This is a genomic window from Thermoanaerobacterium sp. PSU-2 (assembly GCF_002102475.1).
In the GTDB taxonomy this organism is placed as follows: Bacteria; Bacillota; Thermoanaerobacteria; order Thermoanaerobacterales; family Thermoanaerobacteraceae; genus Thermoanaerobacterium.
This window is the reverse complement of the sequence record NZ_MSQD01000001.1, coordinates 94,497-117,298: the sequence shown is the minus strand read 5'-3', so window position 1 is coordinate 117,298 and position 22,802 is coordinate 94,497. Positions and strand designations below refer to the sequence as shown.

Here is a 22,802-nt window from a genome sequence, read left to right as displayed (position 1 = left end):
GGTATTGATGGAATTGCATGAATTAACAATACATGAGCTTAATGAACTTTTAAGGAAAAAAGAAGTAAGCGCTGTAGATGTGACTAAGGCGTATTTAAAAAGAATAAATGAAGTTGAACCAAAAGTAGACGCGTTGATATGCGAAACAGATGATTTTGCGCTTAAAAAAGCCGAAGAAGCTGACAAAATGATTAAAGATGGAAACATAAATGACTTGACAGGTATACCTGTTGTCATAAAGGACAATATGTGCACAGAGAACATAAAAACTACGTGTGCATCGAAAATGCTTGAAGATTTCATTCCTCCTTATAATGCAACAGTGGTGGAGAACCTTAACAGTCTTGGTGCTGTAATGGTGGGAAAGGCAAATTTGGATGAATTTGCGATGGGCTCATCTACCGAAAATTCAGCTTTCAAGACGACTAAAAACCCATGGGACTTGGAAAGAGTGCCTGGAGGTTCATCTGGAGGTTCTGCTGCATCAGTTGCTGCTGATGAGTGTGCATTTTCACTTGGATCTGATACAGGTGGTTCTATAAGGCAGCCTGCGTCATTATGCGGTGTCGTTGGCATGAAACCTACATATGGCCTTGTTTCCAGATATGGACTTGTCGCTTTTGCGTCATCTTTAGATCAAATAGGCCCTATCACAAAAGACGTGACAGACTGTGCTATTGTGCTAAATGCCATTGCGGGTCATGATCCAAAAGATTCTACTTCTGTAGACAACGTAAGAAAAAGTGATTATAAGGAATTCCTGAAAGACGATATAAAGGGAATGAAGATAGGATTTGCAAAAGAATTCTTTAGAGAAGGGCTTGATGAAGGAGTAAAGAAATCCATTGAAGACGCGTTAAAGACATTTGAGGAGTTAGGAGCCGAAATAAGGGAAATAAGCCTTAAATACATGGATTATGCGCTGGCGGCGTATTACATAGTAGCATCTGCAGAGGCAAGTTCAAATTTGGCCAGATATGATGGCATACGGTATGGCCACGCAGCAGAAAAATACGAAGACCTTATCGATATGTACATGGTATCCAGAAGCGAAGGCTTTGGAAAAGAAGTAAAGAGAAGGATAATGTTAGGCACATACGCATTAAGTTCGGGGTATTATGATGCGTACTACAACAAAGCGCTGAAAGTAAGGACACTTATTAAACAGGATTATGAGAAGGCTTTTCAAGATGTGGATGTGATAGTTGGCCCAACGTCGCCTACGACGGCTTTTAAAATCGGTGAAAGAGTTGAAGATCCATTGGCAATGTACTTGGCTGATGTATATACGGTTCCAGTTAATATAGCGGGACTTCCGGGATTGTCGCTGCCTTGTGGACTTTCAGATGGACTTCCTGTAGGCCTTCAGATCGTCGGTAAGCATTTTGATGAAGGAACGATATTAAATGCAGCATATGCTTTTGAAAAAGCTTTAAGCTTTAATGCAAAACCAAGTTTTAAAGGTGGTGCTAAATGATGAATTACGAAGCAGTCATAGGACTTGAAGTACATGCAGAGCTTCTTACGAGGACGAAAATATTCTGCAATTGTACTACTGAATTTGGCGGTGAACCAAATACACATGTCTGTCCAGTGTGTTTGGGATTACCAGGAACATTGCCTGTTTTGAACAAGAAAGTCGTAGAGTATGCTGTGAAGGCTGGACTTGCGCTAAATTGCGAAATATCTAAATTTAGCAAAATGGATAGAAAAAATTATTTTTACCCAGACTTGCCCAAAGCATACCAGATATCTCAGTACGACCTACCGCTTTGCAAAAATGGATACGTAGAAATTGAAACATCTGATGGGGTAAAAAAGAAAATAGGGCTTACCAGGATACACATAGAAGAAGATGCTGGCAAGTTAATGCATGAGAACGTAGATGGATCATTAGTAGATTACAATAGGACAGGTGTGCCGCTTATTGAGATAGTATCTGAACCAGATATGAGGACTCCTGAGGAAGCTTACCTGTACTTAACAAAACTGAAAAGCGTCCTTGAATACTCTGAAGTATCTGACTGCAAAATGCAGGAGGGATCTTTGAGGGTTGATACAAACGTATCAGTAAGACCTGTTGGCAGCAAAGAGTTTGGGACAAAGATCGAGCTTAAAAACTTAAATTCATTTAAAGCAGTTCAGAAGGCATTGGAATACGAAATAAAAAGGCAGATAAAACTCATAGAGGGCGGAGAGACAATAGTGCAGGAGACTCGCCGTTGGAACGAGCAAAAAGGCATTACAGAGTCGATGCGCTCCAAAGAGGAAGCCCACGATTACAGGTATTTTCCAGATCCAGACCTTGTGCCAATAATAGTCTCTGATGAATGGAAAGAGGAAATAAGAAAATCACTTCCTGAAATGCCTGAGCATAAGAAGGAAAGATTTGTCACACAATATGGCATTCCAGAATACGATGCATCTGTAATTACTTCATCAAAACCATTAGCAGACTTTTTTGAGAAGTGCGTTTTAGAGTACTCATCAGCTAAAACAGTAAGCAATTGGATAATGGGTGAAATGATGAGGCTTTTAAAGGAGACGGGAAAAGAAGTCGAAGAAGTTTTGATTAAGCCACATCAGATGGCTTCGCTTTTAAACTTGATAGATAATGGTACTATTACGGGTTCTATCGCTAAAACGGTCTTTGAGGAAATGTTTGCGACAGGTAAAAATCCCGAAGAAATCGTAGAGGAGAAAGGTCTAAAGCAGCTTAGCAATGAAGATGAACTTAGAGAGATTGCATTAAAGGTCATCGAGGATAATCCAAAATCTGTTGAAGACTATAAAAATGGCAAAGACAAGGCAATAGGCTTCTTGGTTGGACAAATAATGAAAGCAACAAAGGGGAAAGCAAATCCACAATTGGCAAATAAAATTTTATTAGAAGAGCTCTCAAAATAAATATTATTATTTTTTAAATTTAAGCATACACTATTAGAAACGGTGTATGCTTTTTAAATTTAATATTATTTCAGAATATACTAAAAAATACAAGATAGTAGTATTACATAAACAATTTTCACTGAATTTTTAATATATACTTGTATAGCAAAACATCTAATGATATAATAAATAAAAATCCTCGTAAATTGTTTTAAAATTGTGAACAGTAAATTTATCTCAATATCGCATGCATAGTATATTATGAGTAAAATGTTCTTAAACATGCAGTAGATTTTGATTTTCGGTTGTACTTTAAATTAAAATTTTGTGTTGCCAAAGAAGTTCTTCAAATAAATCATACATAGCTGGGGGTGAGAGATGAGGACTTATTTTTGGGGGGAGTAAAATCAAAAATATTATATTTTGATGGGAGGAAATTTTTGATGAAGAGAAAAAATTGGTTAGCTTTATTGTTGACATTGGTATTAGCACTTTCTGCTTTATTGGCAGGGTGTTCAGCAAATAATAACAGCAGCTCTCAAAGCAAAAACAATAGCAGTTCAGGTACTCAAACTGCAAAGACAGATGAGCAAGTTCTGACATTAAATTTAGCAGCAGATCCGCCAAACTTAAACCCATTTACTTCAACAGATGTTGCATCATTTGATGTATTGAATGATGTTCTTGAAGGATTGACAAGGTATGACAAAGATGGACAGCTTAAGCCAGGTTCTGGCCTCGCAAAAAGCTGGGATATATCAAGTGATGGTCTAACTTATACTTTCCACTTAAAAGATGGGATAAAGTGGAGCGATGGAAATCCAATAACAGCTTATGACTTTGAGTACTCTTGGAAGAAAGTATTAGATCCTAAGACAGCATCACAGTATGCATATCAATTTTATTACATCCAAGGCGCTGAGGAGTACAACTCTGGCAAAGGCAGTGCTGACCAAGTAGGAATAAAGGCCCTTGACGATAAGACGTTACAAGTCAAGTTAAAAGCTCCTGCGCCACAATTCTTAGGTCTTACTGCATTTGGAACATATTTGCCACAAGAGAAGTCTTTTGTAGAAAAAGTAGGAGTCGATAAATTAGGTTCAAGTCCAGATACATTAGTTTATAGTGGTCCATTCGTATTAAAGCAGTGGAATCACGATCAAAATCTCGTTTTAGAGAAAAATCCTGATTACTGGGACAAAGACAGTGTTAAGCTACAGAAGGTTAATCTTTTGATAATAAAAGACGCAAATACACAAGCTCAAAATTATGACAATGGTACGCTTGATCAGATGAGGGTTCCAAGCGATCTGATGGATAAGTACAAGAATACAAAAGAATTTTCAATAAAGCCTGTTGCTACCAACTGGTATATACAATTCAATGACAAGAAAGGCATATTTAAAAACGTAAATATCAGAAAAGCATTTACATTGGCTATAGACAGAAAAGCATTTACAGAGCAGGTTTTGAAGAATGGCTCTATACCGGCAGAGTCGATAGTGCCGCCAGGTGTACCTGGATATAACGGGGAGGATTTTTCAAAGCAAGACGGTTCACCATTCTTTAAAGACAATGATGTGCAGGCTGCAAAAGATTATCTGAAGAAAGGGCTTGAAGAATTAGGCTTAAAAGAATTGCCTACAATCACATTTACAGCAGATGATACAAGTGCAGCTAAAAAGAATGCTGAAGCGTTGCAGCAAATGTGGAATCAAAATCTTGGCGTAAATGTGCAGATAAAGAATGAGGCATTTAAGATAAGATTAGACGATATGAATAAAGGAAATTACGATATGGTATTGGCTGGATGGGGCGCAGACTACAATGACCCAATGACATTCCTTGACATGTGGGAGACAAACAACGGTAATAACACTGCTTTCTACAGCAATCCAGAATACGACAAGTTGATTGATGATGCAAAGTCGACGCCAGACTTGAAGAAGAGAAACGATGACATGATACAGGCGGAGAAGATTGCCATGAATGATATGGCTATAGGTCCACTTTACTTCCAAGCTTATGCAATTGTCACAAAGAGTTATGTTAAAGATCTAATTGTGCCGAATTTTGGTACTGATTGGGAACTTAAGTGGGCATATATAGAAGGTAAGAACCAATAAGAATTCATCAATGAGGATGAACCGGGGTCAATTCCCCGGTTTTTGCATGTTTGCAAATTTTCGTGCAATTCAACAAAGATTTTAACCAACTCTAAAAAATTGCCGAAATGCTTTAAAATATTGAGATTGATTGCCAATGGTGCTATACTTAAAAAGTATTTAGTTTACAAATAACAATATTTTCGTGAAATTTTTGTGGCAGAATTTTTCATAGTTTAAAATAAGTAAATTATATCGGTTTCTTTGTAAATGTAACGGGTAAAAATTTGTTATTGATTAATAAATCTAAATGTAATAAAATTTATGTATATAAAAAATTCAATTATCATATAAATCAAAAAATACAAATAGCGGGGGGTGTTTTTAGGTATAGCTGGGGGTAAGTACTATTTATTTTCACTTTTATTTACTATAGGAGGAAAATTGATAAAGTGACATAAGAATATATTCACAATCAGTGAGCGCGATTGTTACAGTCCGCGGGGGGATTACTGCAAACAGTATGTAAAATATCAACAATGATAAACAGGTATTGAATCTAAATTTAGTTAACATATATATGGTAAACGAATATTTATAGGAGGTGTTTTGGTTGCTAAATTATTCAATTAAAAGATTTGTATACATGCTGATTACAATATGGGTAATCATAACATTGACATTTTTCTTGATGCACATGATACCAGGTGATCCTTTTACGAGTGAAAAAAAGGTTCCACCGCAAATAAGACAAAATATGTTGGCAAAATATCATCTCGATAAACCTCTCATTGTACAATATGGGTATTATTTGGATAATTTAATGCATGGTGATTTAGGAATCTCCCTCAAATATTTAAATAGAACAGTAGACGATATAATTAAGCAATCTGCTCCAGCTTCATTCCAGCTTGGAGTGCAATCAATTTTCCTTGGTGTTGTCTTCGGATTATTTTTTGGAATTGTTGCAGCATTGAAGCGTGGAGGCGGTTGGGATTATTTTTCGATGTTTTTAGCGATAATTGGAATTTCCGTTCCAAACTTCATAATAGCTACGCTTTTGCAGCTTCTTTTGGCATCTAAGCTAAAGTTGCTTCCTGTGTCGGGATGGGGTTCATTTAAATACACCATATTGCCATCCATCGCTTTGTCATTCGCTACACTATCTATAATTTCTCGTATGATGAGAACAAGTATGTTAGACGTCATTGGGCAGGATTATATAAAGACGGCAAAAGCGAAAGGACTTTCACAGTTGCAGATAATATGGAAGCACATGGTTAGAAATGCCATTATGCCTGTTGTGACAGTATTAGGTCCATTATTTGCTGGAATAGTGACAGGAACGTTTGTCATTGAACAGATTTTCAGCATACCAGGTCTTGGAAAGTTCTTTGTGCAAAGCATATACGATGAAGATTATTCCATGATATTAGGTACGACCATATTTTATAGCATCATATTGGTAGTCATGATGTTCATAGTGGATATTGCCTATGGACTTATAGATCCAAGAGTAAGACTGGCAAAGGGAGGAAAGTAGAATGGTGGACATAAGCAAGGATAAATTTGAAATAGTAGGAGCAAATGCTTCTGAAAGCCAGTCGATTGTAAGACCAAGCATTAGTTACTGGCAAGATGCATGGAGAAGGCTTAGAAAGAACAAGGTTGCTATGGGATCTTTGATTTTCTTGATACTTCTCGTTATAATGTCGATAATAGGTCCACATTTGAGGCCTTTTGACTACGCTCATCAGGATCTGTTCAATACAAATAAGCCATTTTCTAAAGTTCATTGGTTCGGGACAGACTACCTTGGAAGGGATCTTTTTGTAAGAGTTTGGATGGGTGCAAGGGTATCTTTATTTATCGGTGTCACGATTGCCTTACTTGATGCGGTAATTGGAGTTACGTATGGCGGTATAGCCGGTTATTTTGGCGGGCAAGTTGACAATATCATGATGCGTATTGTCGATATACTTTATGGCATACCTTACTTAATACTCGTAATTCTTTTGATGGTTGTGATGGGTCAAGGTTTATGGACTATCATTACTGCAATGGTTATGACGGGATGGGTAGGTATGGCCAGAATAGTTAGAGGTCAAGTGCTGCAGCTTAAGGAGCAGGAGTTTGTGTTGGCTGCTAAGACACTTGGAGCTAGCCCAGGCAGGATAATATTGAGGCATTTGATACCGAATGCACTGGGTCCAATAATAGTGTCAATGACGTTTGATGTTCCTAATGCAATATTTGCAGAAGCATTTTTAAGTTACATCGGTCTTGGCATAAGGCCGCCTCTGGCAAGCTGGGGTACGCTTGCGAATGATGCTACACAAGTTTTGCTAATGTATCCAATGCAGCTTTTCATACCGGGCTTCTTCATAAGCATAACGATGCTGGCATTTAACATGCTTGGTGATGGCTTGAGAGATGCATTAGATCCAAGGCTTCGCCGTTAAAGGAGGTAAGTATTTTGGGAGATAGAGAAGTATTGTTGGATGTACAAAATTTGGAATATTCATTTGACACGTATGCAGGCGAAGTAAAGGCAGTAAGAGATGTCAGCTTTCAAGTTATGAAAGGTGAATCGTTAGCCATAGTCGGAGAATCAGGATGTGGAAAATCAGTCACGATGCAGGCTGTCATGAGGTTAAACCCTGAGCCTCCAGGTAGGTTTAAAGGTGGAAGAATCATATTCGACGGGAAAGAGATATCAAAGTTTAGTGAAAGGCAAATGCAAGCAATAAGAGGATCAGAAATAGGCATGATATTCCAAGATCCTATGACATCTTTAAACCCGACAATGACAATTGGAAAACAAATTGCCGAAGTGATTTTGAAGCATCAGAAGGTTACACGAGCTGAAGCGATGAAAAAAGCTAAGGAAATGTTGGACGTAGTAGGTATACCAAATGCTGAAAGGCGTATAAATCAGTATCCACATGAATTTTCGGGTGGCATGAGGCAGAGGGCCATGATTGCTATTGCATTGGCATGCAGGCCGAAACTTCTCATTGCTGATGAACCTACTACTGCGCTTGATGTTACGATACAAGCGCAAATTCTCGATTTGATGAAAGATCTGCAAAGAGAATTCAATACGTCTATAATAATGATTACGCACGATTTGGGTGTTGTTGCAGATATAGCAGAGAGAATCATAGTCATGTATGCAGGTAAAGTTATAGAGACAGGCACATCTGATGAGATATTTAAGCATCCACAGCATCCTTATACATGGGGACTTTTAAAATCTGTTCCAAGACTTGATGCTCAGAATAAAGAGAAGCTTGTGCCGATTGTCGGAACGCCTCCAGATTTGTTTGCGCCTCCTGTAGGATGTCCATTTGCTGCAAGGTGCAACTATGCTATGAAAATTTGCTATGAGGCTCAACCAGAGTATACCAATGAAACTGATACGCATAAGGTTGCCTGCTGGTTGAAGCATCCATACGCGCCGAAGGTTGAAAATCCTTTTGAAAAGGAGGCGTACGCAGGTGAAAGATAATGTAATACTGGAAGTTAAGAATTTGAAAAAATACTTTCACGTCAGCGGCGGTGTGTTAAAAGCTGTTGACGATGTAAGTTTTAGCATAAAAAAAGGTGAGACATTGGGGCTTGTTGGTGAGTCGGGATGTGGAAAGTCTACTACAGGTAGAACTATAATTGGTCTTTATGAGGCTACAGGTGGTTCGGTGATATTTGACGATATACCTGTTCATAAAATGAACAATGAAATAAGAAAGAAATTTGCAAGAAAAGCTCAGATGATTTTTCAGGATCCTTACGCATCGCTGAATCCTCGCATGACTGTTGGCGATATCATAGGAGAGGGGATAGACATTCATGGTTTGTACACTGGAAAAGAGAGGAGAGAAAGGATATACAGCCTTCTTGAGATGGTAGGTTTAAATAAAGAACATGCCAATAGGTTTCCTCATGAATTTTCTGGTGGACAAAGGCAGAGGATAGGCATAGCAAGGGCAATGGCAATTGAGCCAGAGTTTATAGTCTGCGATGAGCCTATATCAGCATTAGATGTGTCCATACAAGCCCAGATTGTAAACTTGCTTATGAATTTACAAGAAGAAAAGGGATTGACGTATCTCTTTATTGCTCATGATTTAAGCATGGTAAGGCATATAAGCGATAGAGTTGCAGTTATGTATTTAGGATCGATTGCAGAACTTACACAAAGCGGTGAACTGTATACAAATCCATTGCATCCATATACACAAGCGCTTCTTTCTGCTGTTCCAATACCTGATCCGGAAGTGGAGAGAAAGAGGGAGAGAATCATACTTGAAGGAGATGTGCCAAGCCCAATTAATCCTCCTTCAGGATGTAAATTTAGAACAAGGTGTAAATATGCCATGGACATATGTAGCCAAGTTACGCCACAATTGAAAGAGGTTGGAAGTGGACACTTTGTTGCATGTCATCTTTTTGATAAATAAGGCACTCGTTTGAGTGCTTTATTTTTTTGCATTGTAGTTTTAATTTCAAAGTAATAACGTTTAACATCTTAATAAAATCTTAATATGTTTGTAACTTGTCTGTAATATATGTATAATAATATATAAATATGATGAAAAAAATGCCGATTTTATATGCAAAGGGGGGAAAATGTTGAAAAAGGTCATCGCTTTTTTTGCGCTTTTACTGCTTTTGTCTACGTTTTACATAACTGCCTATGCATATAAAGCTACGATTGTACTTGATAACAAACCTATAAGCTACAATGTGCCTGACGTGTCGATTACCGTCGATGGAGGAAAATTTGACACTGGCAATAATCCGCCGCTTATCATTGACAATAGCACAATAGTGCCGCTTAGAGCAATTAGCGAAGGATTAGGTCAAAAAGTCGACTGGGATGGTAAGACTCAGACAGTTACTGTGACTTCAAAGGACAAAGTAATTAAATTGGTTATAGGTAAAAATTACGCTACAGTAAACGGCAATAATGTATCGTTGGATGTTCCAGCAAGGCTTATAAACAACAATACGACGTATGTGCCTATGAGGTTTTTGTTTGAAAACTTAGGTTATGATGTGAAATGGGTCGCAGACAAATACCTAATTCAAGCTACTAAGAAAGTAGATCCTCCCTCTGCAAACAATGTTAATATTGTGAGTTTTACATCAAATTACACAAATGGTATGTATACCATAACTGTTAAAGGTGATGGACCTCTAACGTATACGCGTGGTTCTGTAAATGATGACAGCAGCATAAGAATTTACTTTGACTTCAACAATGCGATAAATACTGTTGCTAATAAGCAGATAAAGATAGACAAAAATGGCTTAAATCAGGCCTACATAGGGCAGAACAAGTTACAACCAGCAGTAACAAGACTTGTTGTGAATATGGACTATTCAATGCCATATACTATAACACAGTCACAAGATAAAAAAGAATTTGACATATCGTTTAAAATAGGGCAAAATAAGGTGACGAACATTTTAGCTGCTAAGGTCAACAATGGCGATCAGATAACGATAAATACAGATGCCGACCACTTTAGCCCATCCAGATATGGTGATAACAAGATCATTATAGATGTGACAGGTGCAAGTCTGACAATGTCTGATGGTAAACTGGCAGGTAGCATATCGTATACCGGAAACGTAGTTACAGGGATTAGGTATTCTCAGCTTGATGCCAATACAGTAAGGATTGTTGCGGAGACAAGCCTTAAAGCAGATTTTAGTGTTCAACCAACTCCTCAGGGCGTATTGCTTACAATAACAAAACCAGACCCTAACAAAAAGCAGTTAGTATACATAGACCCAGGGCATGGAGGTTCTGATCCAGGTGCTGTAGGTGTCGGAGGGATACATGAAGCAGATATTAATCTTGCCATTGGATTAAAATTGAAGACGCTGTTGGACAATGGAGGATACAGGACTATGATATCCAGGACAACAGACACTGATGTGGGTCTTTATGACAGGCCTTCACAGGCAAATAATGCAGGTGCAGATGTCTTTGTAAGCATCCATTCTGATTCTTTTGAATCGCCGTCAGCAAACGGCACAACAGTTTTGTATTACCCAAACGGTTACAATGGCGATACAAGAGATGAAAAGACATTTGCACAGATAATTCATGATGATCTGATGAAACAGATAAATACCACTGACAGAGGGCTTTCAGAAAGGCCTAATTTAGTCGTTCTCAATCAGACGAAGATGCCTGCTGTTTTGGTGGAGACTGGATTCGTCACAAGTCCTACGGATGCTCAGCTTTTGACTGATGAAAATTTCCAGTGGAAAGTTGCACAAGGAATATACAATGGGATTGTCGATTATTTTGACAAATTATCTAATGGCAGCATAAGCATGACTGTTTCAAACTCCGTATATGGCGGCAATTAAAACAGGCAACAAATCGCCTGTTTTTTTTATATGCTTTCTTGTAAATTGATTTAAAAGGTTTTAAAATAATATTATGGTTTGCGCTCTGGATAATGAAAATTAAATAAGGCTAAAATTATAATATAAAATATAAAGGAGCTGAAGAAATGAAAAGAGTAGATGGAAGGGATTCCAGATCATTAAGACCTATAAAGATAACGAGAAATTTCAACAGATACGCAGAAGGATCTGTTTTGATAGAAGTCGGCAATACAAAGGTCATTTGCACAGCATCAATTGAAGATAAAGTACCGCCATTTCAAAAAGGGACTGGCAAAGGATGGATTACAAGTGAGTATTCAATGATTCCGAGAGCTACTGAAACCAGAACACAGAGGGAGTCAACAAAAGGCAAACAATCAGGACGCACCATGGAAATCCAAAGGCTCATTGGAAGAGCATTGAGAGCTGTTGTTGATCTAGATGCGTTAGGTGAGAAGACAATATGGATTGACTGCGATGTAATACAGGCTGATGGTGGAACAAGGACTGCTTCTATCACAGGTTCGTTTGTGGCACTTGTAGATGCCATGAATAAACTTAAGGAAAAAGGCGCTATAAGTAAACTCCCTATAAAAAGTTTTGTCGCTGCCGTAAGCGTAGGAATTGTAGGCAATGAGAAGCTTTTAGACCTTTGCTACTTAGAAGATAGCAATGCACATGTTGATATGAACATCGTCATGACGGATAAAGGCGAATTCATCGAGATACAAGGAACTGGTGAAGGTGGGCCTTTTAGCAAAAGTGATTTTTCAGAGCTTTTAGAATTGGCGGAGGAAGGCTTGAATAAAATCATACAGGTTCAAAAAGAATCATTGGGAGATATATCATTAGAAATTGGAGTTGAAAGCGATGAAAATAGTTGTAGCGAGCCACAACAAGCATAAAGTGGATGAGATAAGGGAATTTTTTAAAGAAGATTATGAAGTATTGTCGGCAGACGACATTGGATCATATGATGAAGTAGAAGAAACAGGGAAAACGATTGAAGAAAATGCTCTTTTAAAGGCCAGGGCTATAGCAGATTTAACTGATGAACTTGTAATTGCTGATGATACAGGTTTGTTTGTGGACTATTTAGATGGTGAACCAGGAGTTTATACTGCAAGATTTGCCGGTGTAAATGCCACATACGAAGACAACAACAACAAGCTTTTAAACTTATTAAAAGGTGTTCCGATGGAAAAGAGGAAAGCTACTTTTAAAACCGTAATAGCATTGATTTACAAAGGAAGAGAAGCTATAATAGAAGGAAAAGTGGATGGTAGGATAATTGATGCTCCAAGAGGACAATATGGCTTTGGGTATGATCCTATATTTTATGTTGATGAAATAGGAAAGACATTAGCAGAGCTTAGCTTAGAAGAAAAAAATAAAGTAAGTCATAGGGCAAATGCTTTGAAAAAATTAAAAGAATATATAAAAAATAATTTGGAGGACCGCAAATGAGACTATTTGTTACAAGTGATACTCACGGAATGTTGCAATCAGTCAGGAATATTTTAAAAAATATTAAAAATATTGATTACATTATACACTTAGGTGACTATTACAAAGATGCAGAAGCGCTGGATAAAGAGTTTGGAATACCAACTGTATATGTATATGGTAATTGCGATTTTGGCGACAAAGAGAAGTACGAAAAGATTATTGAAGTAGCTGGTAAAAAAATATTATTAACACATGGGCATAAGTACTATGTCAAATTTGAAAAAAGCATCATAATAGAAAAAGCCCGGGAATACGGGGTTGATGCTGTGTTTTATGGCCATACCCATGTGCCGCTAATATATAGGGCTGGTGATATGCTTGTATTGAACCCTGGAAGCCCTTCAATGCCGCGTGAAGGGTCATCACGGACAGTATCCATAGTAAATATAGAGGATGGCATCATTGTGCCGCAACTAATAAATATAGATGATATGGAGGAATACATTGGAAATAAAAAAAGTGGAACAAAATTTGAATTTTAGGTGTTGACAAAGATAAATATTCCTGATATAATTTAAAACTGTCAGAGCGATGAGGCAGAAACAAGCGATGACAACTGTATATGCGGGTGTAGCTCAATGGTAGAGTTCTAGCCTTCCAAGCTAGCTACGTGGGTTCGATTCCCATCACCCGCTCCAATATGCGCCTGTAGCTCAGTTGGATAGAGCAACGGACTTCTAATCCGTGTGTCGGGAGTTCGAATCTCTTCAGGCGCACCATTTTTTGGAGAATATGATTTATGTTTATAATATGGTGGGTATAGTTCAGTTGGCTAGAGCGCCAGATTGTGGCTCTGGAGGTCGTGGGTTCGAGCCCCACTACCCACCCCATTGATGGGATGTAGCCAAGTGGTAAGGCACCAGACTTTGACTCTGGCAGTTCGTAGGTTCGAATCCTGCCATCCCAGCCAGCATGACCCATTAGCTCAGTCGGCAGAGCACCTGCCTTTTAAGCAGGGTGTCCCGCGTTCGAATCGCGGATGGGTCACTTAAAAAGATATTGAAAGAGAAACAATCTGGCGTTAATGCGGGAGTGGCGGAATTGGCAGACGCGCTAGATTCAGGTTCTAGTGCCAGTCATGGCATATGGGTTCAAGTCCCTTCTCCCGCACCATATATCATGCGGACATAGCTCAGTTGGTAGAGCATCACCTTGCCAAGGTGAGGGTCGCGAGTTCGAGTCTCGTTGTCCGCTCCATAACAATATGCGCCATTAGCTCAGTTGGTAGAGCAGCTGACTCTTAATCAGCGGGTCTGGGGTTCGAGTCCCTAATGGCGCACTAGTATTTAAGGATTTTAAAATAAAAAAAGTGCTTGAGAAGTGCTTAAAAATTAAAAGTGTAAAAAGTGCTAATGTGAAAATGAAGGGGTATCCGTTAAAAGGCGGATATCTTTTTTTATTTCCGCTTTAATAATTATGCAAATGATGGTTAACTGTAAAAGCTATGTGTACAAAAATCTACAGAGTATATTGAAGTTAGTATAAGCTACTAAAAAAGTTTATACTCCCTTTTTTGACAGTTAAAGAAAAGAAAAAGCTTAAGAAGCATTGAAAATATTACATTTTGCAACTTATTGATGCTTATAAAAAGTGAGTAATGTTTTTGAAAGTCCTCAAGAATACTGCAATTAACGCTATTTTAAATATCGGAAATTTCAATCAGAAAGTTAAGATATTTTTTTAAAAAATTATTCATATTACTCATTTTTAAATAAATGAAATTTGACACAAAAATGGGCTAATTGTAAGGCTTTAGGAACTATTTGAAATGCTGTAACTGTCAAAAACCTGGGAAATTATTAATTGAATTCCTTATTGAATAGTGCAATAAAAATAAAAAAATATATTGCATTTGAATTTCGATATGATATAATAAAGTAAATAATATGAAAAATTTGGTTTAAGGAGGAAACTAAGATGAATAAAAAAAGCTTTAACTTTGAATAGTTCAAGTGTTTGTAATATTGTTTAATATGATAATGGTTTAATAATTTGGCAATACTATTAAAATCGTGCAATTAAATCCAATAAAAGGTGGAAAAATGTGAGTAGAAATATTTTTCTTTTCATATCATTACAGGTAATTTCTGATATAGGGGATTGGATAGATAGAATTGCTGTTTTAACATTAGTATACAACATTAATAACTCATCTATAGATATGTCGTTTTTGTCTATTATGATGCTATTGCCCTCATTAATCTTTGGAGTATTTGCTGGAAAAATAGTTGATATTTATAATAAGAATAAAATTCTAATTTTAGGAGATTTTTTTAGAGCTATCTTAGTTTTTTTAATACCTTTTTTTAAAGAATATGTTTTTATTATAATTTTTATTGTATCTAGTATTTCTATATTCTATGATACAGCTAAAAGTAGTATATTGCCGGAAATAGTTAAAAAAGACAGATTAAGACAAGTGAATAGTTTAAGCAGTTCATATAGTTCATTAATGATGGTATTAGGGCCTTCAATTAGTGGTTTTATTATTTCAAAATTTGATATTAAATATTGCTTTTATATTGATTCTTTGACTTTTCTATTATCTATGGTAATGATTTTCTTGATAGAATTATATAAAGATGAGTCCCAAAATGATGTAGAATTGGATCGAACAGAAAAGATTTCATTTATCGAAGGATTAAAGTATATAAAAGATAATTGTATAATTTTCAATACATTATCAATAAATATGATAGTTGGATTAGCCGCTGGCATGTTAAATGGATTGCTAATCATGTATGTTTATAAATTTTTAAAAACAGATTCGCAGGGATATGGTGCAATTCTTACTTTTAAAGGGTTAGCAATGATACTGACTTCACTTGTTTTATATAAATATCTAAAAAATGTGTCAGTTGATGTTATTTTTAAGTTAGGATTGATAGGGTTAGGAATTTCTACTACTGTATTTCCATTAAATACATTCTTTGTTTTAGCAATTTTGATACAATTTTTTAATGGAATATTCAATGCATTATATTCCATTTCAAGGACTACAATTATACAGGAAAATTGTGATAATCAATACCTTGGGAGGACATTTAGCATGAATACAATGTTAATAAATATAACATCGATTATTTCATTAGCATTTGGGGGTATTGCAGCAAAATTTTTGGGCGTAAGGGCAGTACTGTTAATAGGTGGTTTTATAGTATTAATTAGCGGATTTGTAGCACGAAATAAAATACATTTAGAGTTAACATCTTGAAAAAGCAAAATATATATTCTAATGAAATAAAAAACGTAAATTCATTAAATGTTTTATCTTTTATACCAATAGTCTTTAGAAATCATTTATTGTATAATAGATATTAATTTAAGACTTAAGACAGTATATAAAAAAGAAAGTGGGAAATTTATATGGAATTTTCAACTCAAGGTGAAAGGCTAAAGAAAATTAGGAAAATGCTTAAGATGAAACAGAGAGAACTACAGGATAAAAACATTACCAGAGGCTTTATAAGCATGATTGAAAGCGGTAGAAGCACTATGAGCAAAGAAACAGCTTCTGTCATAGCAGAGAAATTTAATAAAAGAGCCAAAGAGATTGGCATAAATCTAAACATAGATGGTGAATACCTTTTAATGACGCCTGCTGAAGAAGCCGAATATTATTGTGTCCAAAAATTAAAAGAGATTAACAATGAAGATGATTTAAGCAAAATAAATGAATTGCTTGAAATTGCAGAAAAATACGGAAGAAAGCGAGTAAACGCACTGATAAGCATTAAAATTGGCGACATAATGTATAATGCAAATAAATATATAGATGCAATATTGAACTACAACAAAGCCCTTGAACTATTGATGATGTATGGATTCAAGGAACAGATACCATACGTTTATAATATGTTAGGCGTTTGCAAGATGAATATAACTGATTATGCAGAAGCAATATTTTACTTTGATAAAGCCATGAGTTTTGCTGATGAAATAAACGATAAAAGCATAAGAAATAAAGCGATTTATAACATTTCATTATGTTATAAACACATTGGCAAATATGATGATGCAATAGAATATGCTGAGAAATTTCTTAAAGATTGTAACAAATCAGATGAACTTATTAACTATATTTATGCAAGTTCTATAAAAGCCAATTGCTTTAGAACGATGGGCTTTCTTGAAAAATCTTTAGACGTATATAAAAATTTACTAAACGGTGTTAATGATGAAAATTCAATAGCAGGATTTATTTACAGCAATATTGGCGAAATTTACGCAGATCTAAATGATTATGAAAAGTCTTTAGAGTATCTTGATAAAGCAGAGAAGATAAGGCGCAGCAAAGATGAAAAATCATTGTCCCATACACTTATTGAAAAAGCCAACGTGTTATTTAAAATAGGGGACACCAAAGAATCTATAAGTCTCATGGAAGAAGGCATTTCGATAGCTAATAAAAACAATGACATAGAATACATCATAATGGGAAATTACAGATTGGCTGATATTTATAAGCAATTAAACGATAGAGAAAAAGAAATAAACACATACAACAAAATATTGGAAGTTGTCAAAAATATAAACAGCGTAAAAGAATTGTTAAAAGTTCACATAAAGCTATCAAAATTGTATTTAGAAGATGATAATGTAGACAAGTGTAGAAATCATTTGAGTGAGGCTGATAAAATTGCAGGATCAATGAGACTGTATTCGAATATTTTTATAAAGCCTCGTTGACTTTATGGTATTATAAGAAAAGAGGTAATATCATTGTTAAATTCAAAGATAAAAATAAATAAGCAATTTGTCTTCGTTTGGTTTGCTGAATTAATATCTATTCTCGGAAGTGGCTTAACAGACTTTGGACTAAGTGTATGGATATATGAGAAAACAGGCAAAGCTACGCCATTGGCTATTTCTATTCTTTTTTCAGTATTGCCTGCAATATTTCTTTCGCAGATTGCAGGTTTTGTTGCTGATAAGTTTAATACAAAAAGAGTAGTTATATTCTTTAATACAGGAGCTGCTATTGTGTCTTTCGCTTTTATTTTCCTTTTAAGAAATAACTATTTTAACTTATTTATTACTTACATAATTATTTTATTGATTGCAGCATTTAATCTGTTTGAGAGTGCTGCTGTGCAATCATCAATCGTCTACATTGTAGACAAAGAAAATCTGAAAACAGCAAATGGTATGAATCAAGTAAGTGATTCATTAAATAACTTATTGACACCTGTAATTGCAGGCATTCTATATACATTTATAGGATTACAAGGAATCATTATAATTGATCTGGTGACATACGTCATCTCCATGGCTATCTGGATGTTCTTCCCTGCAAGAATATTTAATAAGGAATTTGAAAATGAAAAAGTGAGAGAAAACAGATGGAGCTGGAATCAATTTATTAATAATTTGAATGATGGTTTTAAGTTTATTTTTGCAAGAAAGGGGCTTACATTATTGGTATTTCTCTTTGCAATTGCTAATTTTCTGGATAATCTTGCTGTTGTACTCATTACTCCTTTAATGCTTTCAATTGGAAACAGCACTCAGTTAGGTATTGTTCAGACATTTGGCGGAATTGGCATGTTTATTGGTAGTTTTATTGCTACATTACATAAAAGCGATGCTTCCTACACAAAAACGATAAAGAGTTGTATTCTTAGTGCGTCAGTTTTCTTACTTTTAATAGGAATTAGGGCATCGTTTATTACCGTATCGCTTTGCAGAATGCTATTTTTGCTATTTATTCCGATTTCAAATGTGGCTGCTGGGACACTTTGGCAGTTAAAAACGCCTAAGGAACTGCAAGGACGTGTTTATACAGCAAGATCCATGATTATTCGTTGCATTATGCCTGTGGCATATCTTATTGTAGGTCCTATTACAGATGTTGGATTCAAAAACATTCTTACTGTAGACAATAGATTCATTGATTTTATTAAGAATCTATTAGGTGTAAGTGTGCTGAATTATCGATTGGTATTTATTCTATCCGGAATCACATTGTTTATTGTTACATACTCATTTTTTAAAAATAAATCTCTATCGGATATAGACAAATTGCCAGATTATGCAAAATAAACATTATGCTTTGACAGCATCACGATAGACAGTAATAATCGTGGTATAATTAGAGTGTACAGCACAGAGAGTGGGGACTATTTGAGATTCAAATTCGTAAAATAAACTGATGGGGCTTTCTTTTTGTATAACCACCTTTCCATAACAAAATGTTCAAAAGGACGTATAGTAAAATAAGGGAATATAAAGAAACCGCGCCGTAAAATCTTCCTTTATGAGGTGAAAAGTGATGGATAGATTATACGAGAGTTGTTGGGGGATTGATGTACACACCAAAAAATGATAGTTGATTGTTTAAATGTGGCAATGATAAGGAAATCTGTGAGTACGGAACAACAACAGCAGAATTAAGAGAACTCACTGCATGGCTACTTAATGAAAGGTGTGAAATGATAGCCATGGACAGCACTGCTTCTTATTGGAAACCATTATACAATATATTCGAGCTTTTCGGATTAGGTGCTATAGTAATAAATGCAAGAGACATGAAGGCTGTTCCTAGACGGAAGACAGATGTAAAAGACGCAGAATGGATTGCAGATCTTTTTCAGCATGGTTCTCAAGTATAGCTATGTTCATGATAGGGAACAAAGAAAATTGCGCGACAACTCGCTATGGAGGTTTTAAAGTTGTACAAATACTTATTAATTTTTATCGGCACAATGATAATAATTTTTGTCGCAGATTTTATTTTTAGATTAATTTTTCATAAAGATATTCGAGATATAAGCAAAAGCTGGAAATATATTTTGTATTATTCTTTAATTTTATGTGTTTTGTTTTTTATAGCTTATTGGATATTTCCTAATGTTTTCTTTAAATAAGTATAATGCCTGTTTCAAGCCAAAAACATACTAACGAAACTTGCTAACATTTTGCTAACGCAATAAATAAAACTACTTAAAAAATAAAATGATCAGCGGGTCTGGGGTTCTAGTCCCTAATGGCGCACTAATATTTAAGTCAATCAAAGGGTATCGAGATTTTATCGATACCCTTTTTGTATGCGAAATCACTTTTTAAATAAAAACACACTAAAAAACAAAAAAGTTTTTGAAAGATATTAATGGCGCAGAGTTTAAAATCAAAGCGTCATTCTTTCATTCTAAACTGGGTGTTATACAAATCTTTGTAGACGCCTCCTTTTTTTAAAAGTTCTTCATGGCTTCCTTTTTCAACTATTTCACCATTTACTACAACAAATATTATGTCTGCAGCAATTATGGTGGATAGACGATGGGCGATGACTAAGCTGGTTCTGGACTTTAAAAGAGGTTCTAATGCTTTTTGTATATAAAACTCAGAATTGGAGTCGAGTGCTGATGTAGCTTCATCAAATATTATAATCTTGGGATTTTTTAGTAATGTCCTTGCAATGGATATGCGTTGTTTTTCACCGCCAGACAATTTTATACCTCTATCTCCTACAATTGTATCGTATCCGTTAGGAAGAGATTCGATAAAATCGTGAATATATGCTGCTTTACACGCATTTATTATTTCCTCATCTGTGGCATCTTGGCGTGCAAAAAGTAGATTTTCTTTTATAGTTGTGTTAAAAAGGTACGTATCTTGTGTAACCATTCCTATATGGCTTCTTAGAGAGCTAAGTGAGATATTTCTTATATCTACTCCATCCAAAAAGATTCCTCCCATTTTCACATCATAAAGTCTGGGAAGAAGATAAGTAATGGTAGTTTTCCCAGCCCCGCTTGGTCCAACTAAAGCTGCCATTTGACCAGACTTTATTTCAAAGTTGATATCTTTAAGAGTATCGTGCAGACCATCATAGGAAAAATAAACATGATCGAATTTGATATCACCTTTTACATCATTAATAACCAATGCTTCTTCTTTTTCATAAATTTCGCTTTTTAGATCTAAATATTGAAAAATTCGTTCGAACAATGCCAATGATCTAATAATATCCACGTGTATATTTGAAAATGTGTTTACTGGGCCATATAGCCTTGATATTAGTGATACAAACATGACTATTCCGCCTATTGTAATACTGTTATACTTTATGAGTATTATCCCTCCAACCAAATATATAAGCATCGGCCCTATTGCGATAAAAGTTTGTATTGTCATAAAAAACCATCTGCCAATGATCGTTTCCCTTATTTGAAGTTGTGTCACTTCATTATTTACTTTTTCAAATTCTTTATATTTTTCTTTTTCTTTTGTAAAGAGCTTAATAAGGAACATACCGCTTATATTTAGAGTTTCAGTTATTATGTTTGTCAATTCAGCAAGTTTTGATTGGGTTTTAAGTGCTATTTCCCAGCGTCTTTTGCCAACCTTTCTTGTAGGTATTACAAACAAAGGCAATGTCAGAAGGCTGACGATGGCAAGCATCCAATTTGTGTAGAACAAAGTTGCTGCAGTTGTTAGAAATACAAATATACCAGATAAAAGCTGAATAAACGTATTTGAAAATACACTTTCTATTCCACCAATGTCGTTATTGATTCTGGAAGTTATTTCACCTGTTTTTGCATTAGAGAAAAAACTTATAGACATATGTTCTAAGTGGTTGTACATGATGGATCTTAGGTCTCTAATTATACTTTTTGAGACAATGTTGTTTAGATATGATTGTCCAACAGTAATAATATTAAGCAATAATGTCGTTGCAAACGACAAAAGAATATATACAACCAAAAGCGTCAAGTTTTTCTTTGGCAGTGCAATATCTATTACGTTTTTAGTTAGTATAGATGGGACTACGCCTAATATGGAAGTAAAAATAACAGTCATAAACAATACTATCATTAGCTTCCAATATGGCAAAAAATACTTTAGTATGCGTAAAATAAGTGATTTCGTGATGTGAGGCTTTTCATCAGTTTCTCTGTAAAATCTCTTGCCACGATATCCCATTGATTGCATTTGAATCATTCTTTCGTTAAAAGAAATTACGAATAAATTATATCAAAAGTATTGTTAATGTGTCAAAAATGTTTTTCTTAAGGAAGCCATGAAGTACGCCAATATGCTATGACAATGAAGTCCCTATTGTATACAAGCATAAAGAAGATGAACTTACTTATTCTGTTCATTGTGATATAATAATGGATGGGATTTGAAAAATAGAGAGAAACCACTATTCTAAGCATTTTGGGTGATGAAGGGATATGGTTCGCAGTCTACTAAGTATAGATTGGGATTACTTTATTCCTTTAAAAAAAGAGTGGTTGAATTCCTACACTGAGACACCAAGAAATATAGAGTGGATATGGTATAAAAGGTATTTAGAAAGCTCTTTAAGAGGTGTTGACTTAGAAAAATCGATAGGCATATCCTTGCGGTTGAATAATTTTTGGAATAAGATAAGAGAACATTTCAGTTTTGCAAAAGACATTGAAGTATACGTATCTGAGTCTCACATGTTGTCATATCATATAGCTATAAAAAATGAATGTGAAGAAGTGTACTCTTTAGATGCGCATGCTGATTTAGGATATGGGGGAATTAGTTCGGTAAACTTTAAGTTAAATTGTGCTAATTGGATGGGTAAACTGCTAAATGAAGGTCGGATAAAAAGGGCTCATATAGTGTACAGCCATCATACAACCGAAAAGCCAGAGGATTTTAAAGATTTTAATAAACTTTTTACGGTCAGGTATTACAATGATATTGATGCATTGCCTAAGGGTATATATACGGCAGCTATACATATATGCAGATCGGGTGCATGGACACCTCCTTGGCTTGACGATGAGTTTTTTAAGCTTGTAAATAACCTAAACCTGCCATATAAAGTGGTTAAACTTTATAAAAGGAAATGGGACATTGAAAAAACGCAACTTTCAGACCTACTTTATTATCTCAATTTTTCATAAA

General features: G+C 35.4%; 16 protein-coding genes, 8 tRNA genes and 1 pseudogene. 24 read left to right on the top strand and 1 reads right to left on the bottom strand.

The features are described from left to right. Positions 1-7: 7 nt before the first annotated feature. The 23 genes and pseudogenes from gatA to BVF91_RS00580 all read left to right on the top strand — a co-directional run. Complete coding sequence (gene gatA, locus BVF91_RS00690; RefSeq protein ID WP_085111619.1) at positions 8-1,477, top strand: Asp-tRNA(Asn)/Glu-tRNA(Gln) amidotransferase subunit GatA; 1,470 nt, start codon at positions 8-10, stop codon at positions 1,475-1,477. Beyond that, a complete protein-coding gene (gatB, locus tag BVF91_RS00685; protein WP_085111854.1) occupies positions 1,477-2,907 on the top strand; it encodes an Asp-tRNA(Asn)/Glu-tRNA(Gln) amidotransferase subunit GatB in 1,431 nt (476 codons plus the stop codon). Before gatA ends, gatB begins: the two co-directional genes overlap by 1 nt. Before the next feature lie 425 nt (positions 2,908-3,332). After that, positions 3,333-5,015, top strand: coding sequence for a peptide ABC transporter substrate-binding protein (locus BVF91_RS00680; RefSeq protein WP_085111853.1), 1,683 nt, complete (start codon positions 3,333-3,335; stop codon positions 5,013-5,015). 592 nt (positions 5,016-5,607) lie between these two features. Beyond that, positions 5,608-6,537: an ABC transporter permease gene (locus BVF91_RS00675; protein WP_013787532.1), complete on the top strand. Its 930-nt coding sequence runs from the start codon at positions 5,608-5,610 to the stop codon at positions 6,535-6,537. 1 nt (position 6,538) lies between these two features. Then, positions 6,539-7,456 (top strand): ABC transporter permease, encoded by a 918-nt coding sequence (locus BVF91_RS00670; RefSeq protein WP_085111618.1) that lies wholly within the window; start codon positions 6,539-6,541, stop codon positions 7,454-7,456. A gap of 14 nt (positions 7,457-7,470) precedes the next feature. After that, entirely contained in the window at positions 7,471-8,505 is a 1,035-nt protein-coding gene (locus tag BVF91_RS00665) for an ABC transporter ATP-binding protein (protein WP_085111617.1), read from the top strand. Next, positions 8,495-9,454 (top strand): ABC transporter ATP-binding protein, encoded by a 960-nt coding sequence (locus BVF91_RS00660; RefSeq protein ID WP_085111616.1) that lies wholly within the window; start codon positions 8,495-8,497, stop codon positions 9,452-9,454. The genes BVF91_RS00665 and BVF91_RS00660 overlap by 11 nt, the downstream gene beginning before the upstream one ends. A gap of 172 nt (positions 9,455-9,626) precedes the next feature. Next, positions 9,627-11,381, top strand: a complete 1,755-nt coding sequence (locus tag BVF91_RS00655) for an N-acetylmuramoyl-L-alanine amidase (protein WP_085111615.1) — start codon at positions 9,627-9,629, stop codon at positions 11,379-11,381. 146 nt (positions 11,382-11,527) lie between these two features. Continuing rightward, on the top strand, positions 11,528-12,307 hold the full coding sequence (gene rph, locus BVF91_RS00650; RefSeq protein WP_013787537.1) for a ribonuclease PH: 780 nt from the start codon (positions 11,528-11,530) through the stop codon (positions 12,305-12,307). Then, the gene (locus tag BVF91_RS00645) at positions 12,273-12,869 is read left to right on the top strand and encodes an XTP/dITP diphosphatase (RefSeq protein ID WP_085111614.1); all 597 of its coding nucleotides are present in this window, start codon (positions 12,273-12,275) and stop codon (positions 12,867-12,869) included. Before rph ends, BVF91_RS00645 begins: the two co-directional genes overlap by 35 nt. Then, on the top strand, positions 12,866-13,393 hold the full coding sequence (locus BVF91_RS00640) for a metallophosphoesterase family protein (protein WP_085111613.1): 528 nt from the start codon (positions 12,866-12,868) through the stop codon (positions 13,391-13,393). The genes BVF91_RS00645 and BVF91_RS00640 overlap by 4 nt, the downstream gene beginning before the upstream one ends. A gap of 82 nt (positions 13,394-13,475) precedes the next feature. Continuing rightward, positions 13,476-13,549 (top strand) — tRNA-Gly (locus tag BVF91_RS00635). A 4-nt stretch (positions 13,550-13,553) separates the two neighbouring features. Beyond that, positions 13,554-13,630 (top strand) — tRNA-Arg (locus BVF91_RS00630). A 34-nt stretch (positions 13,631-13,664) separates the two neighbouring features. Further along, positions 13,665-13,741: transfer RNA gene (locus BVF91_RS00625), tRNA-His, on the top strand. Positions 13,742-13,745: 4 nt separating this feature from the next. Continuing rightward, positions 13,746-13,821, top strand: a tRNA-Gln gene (locus BVF91_RS00620). Between the two features lie 4 nt (positions 13,822-13,825). Then, a tRNA-Lys gene (locus BVF91_RS00615) sits at positions 13,826-13,898 on the top strand. A 39-nt stretch (positions 13,899-13,937) separates the two neighbouring features. Then, positions 13,938-14,024, top strand: a tRNA-Leu gene (locus BVF91_RS00610). Between the two features lie 8 nt (positions 14,025-14,032). Further along, positions 14,033-14,108 (top strand) — tRNA-Gly (locus tag BVF91_RS00605). 9 nt (positions 14,109-14,117) lie between these two features. Next, positions 14,118-14,190 (top strand) — tRNA-Lys (locus BVF91_RS00600). Between the two features lie 765 nt (positions 14,191-14,955). Next, positions 14,956-16,125: an MFS transporter gene (locus BVF91_RS00595; RefSeq protein WP_085111612.1), complete on the top strand. Its 1,170-nt coding sequence runs from the start codon at positions 14,956-14,958 to the stop codon at positions 16,123-16,125. A 152-nt stretch (positions 16,126-16,277) separates the two neighbouring features. Further along, positions 16,278-17,600 (top strand): helix-turn-helix domain-containing protein, encoded by a 1,323-nt coding sequence (locus BVF91_RS00590; protein WP_085111611.1) that lies wholly within the window; start codon positions 16,278-16,280, stop codon positions 17,598-17,600. Between the two features lie 33 nt (positions 17,601-17,633). Continuing rightward, on the top strand, positions 17,634-18,953 hold the full coding sequence (locus BVF91_RS00585) for an MFS transporter (RefSeq protein WP_168170169.1): 1,320 nt from the start codon (positions 17,634-17,636) through the stop codon (positions 18,951-18,953). Positions 18,954-19,182: 229 nt separating this feature from the next. Continuing rightward, a pseudogene (locus BVF91_RS00580) lies at positions 19,183-19,574 on the top strand (IS110 family transposase); the annotation flags it as partial. A gap of 471 nt (positions 19,575-20,045) precedes the next feature. Here BVF91_RS00580 and BVF91_RS00570 read toward each other — a convergent pair. Further along, positions 20,046-21,848 carry an ABC transporter ATP-binding protein gene (locus BVF91_RS00570; RefSeq protein WP_206198990.1) on the bottom strand — a complete coding sequence of 601 codons (1,803 nt, stop codon included), beginning with the start codon at positions 21,846-21,848 and terminating at the stop codon, positions 20,046-20,048. 245 nt (positions 21,849-22,093) lie between these two features. Here BVF91_RS00570 and BVF91_RS00565 point away from each other — a divergent pair, with 245 nt between their 5' ends. Continuing rightward, positions 22,094-22,801: an arginase gene (locus BVF91_RS00565; protein ID WP_085111608.1), complete on the top strand. Its 708-nt coding sequence runs from the start codon at positions 22,094-22,096 to the stop codon at positions 22,799-22,801. The last annotated feature ends 1 nt before the right edge of the window (position 22,802 follow it).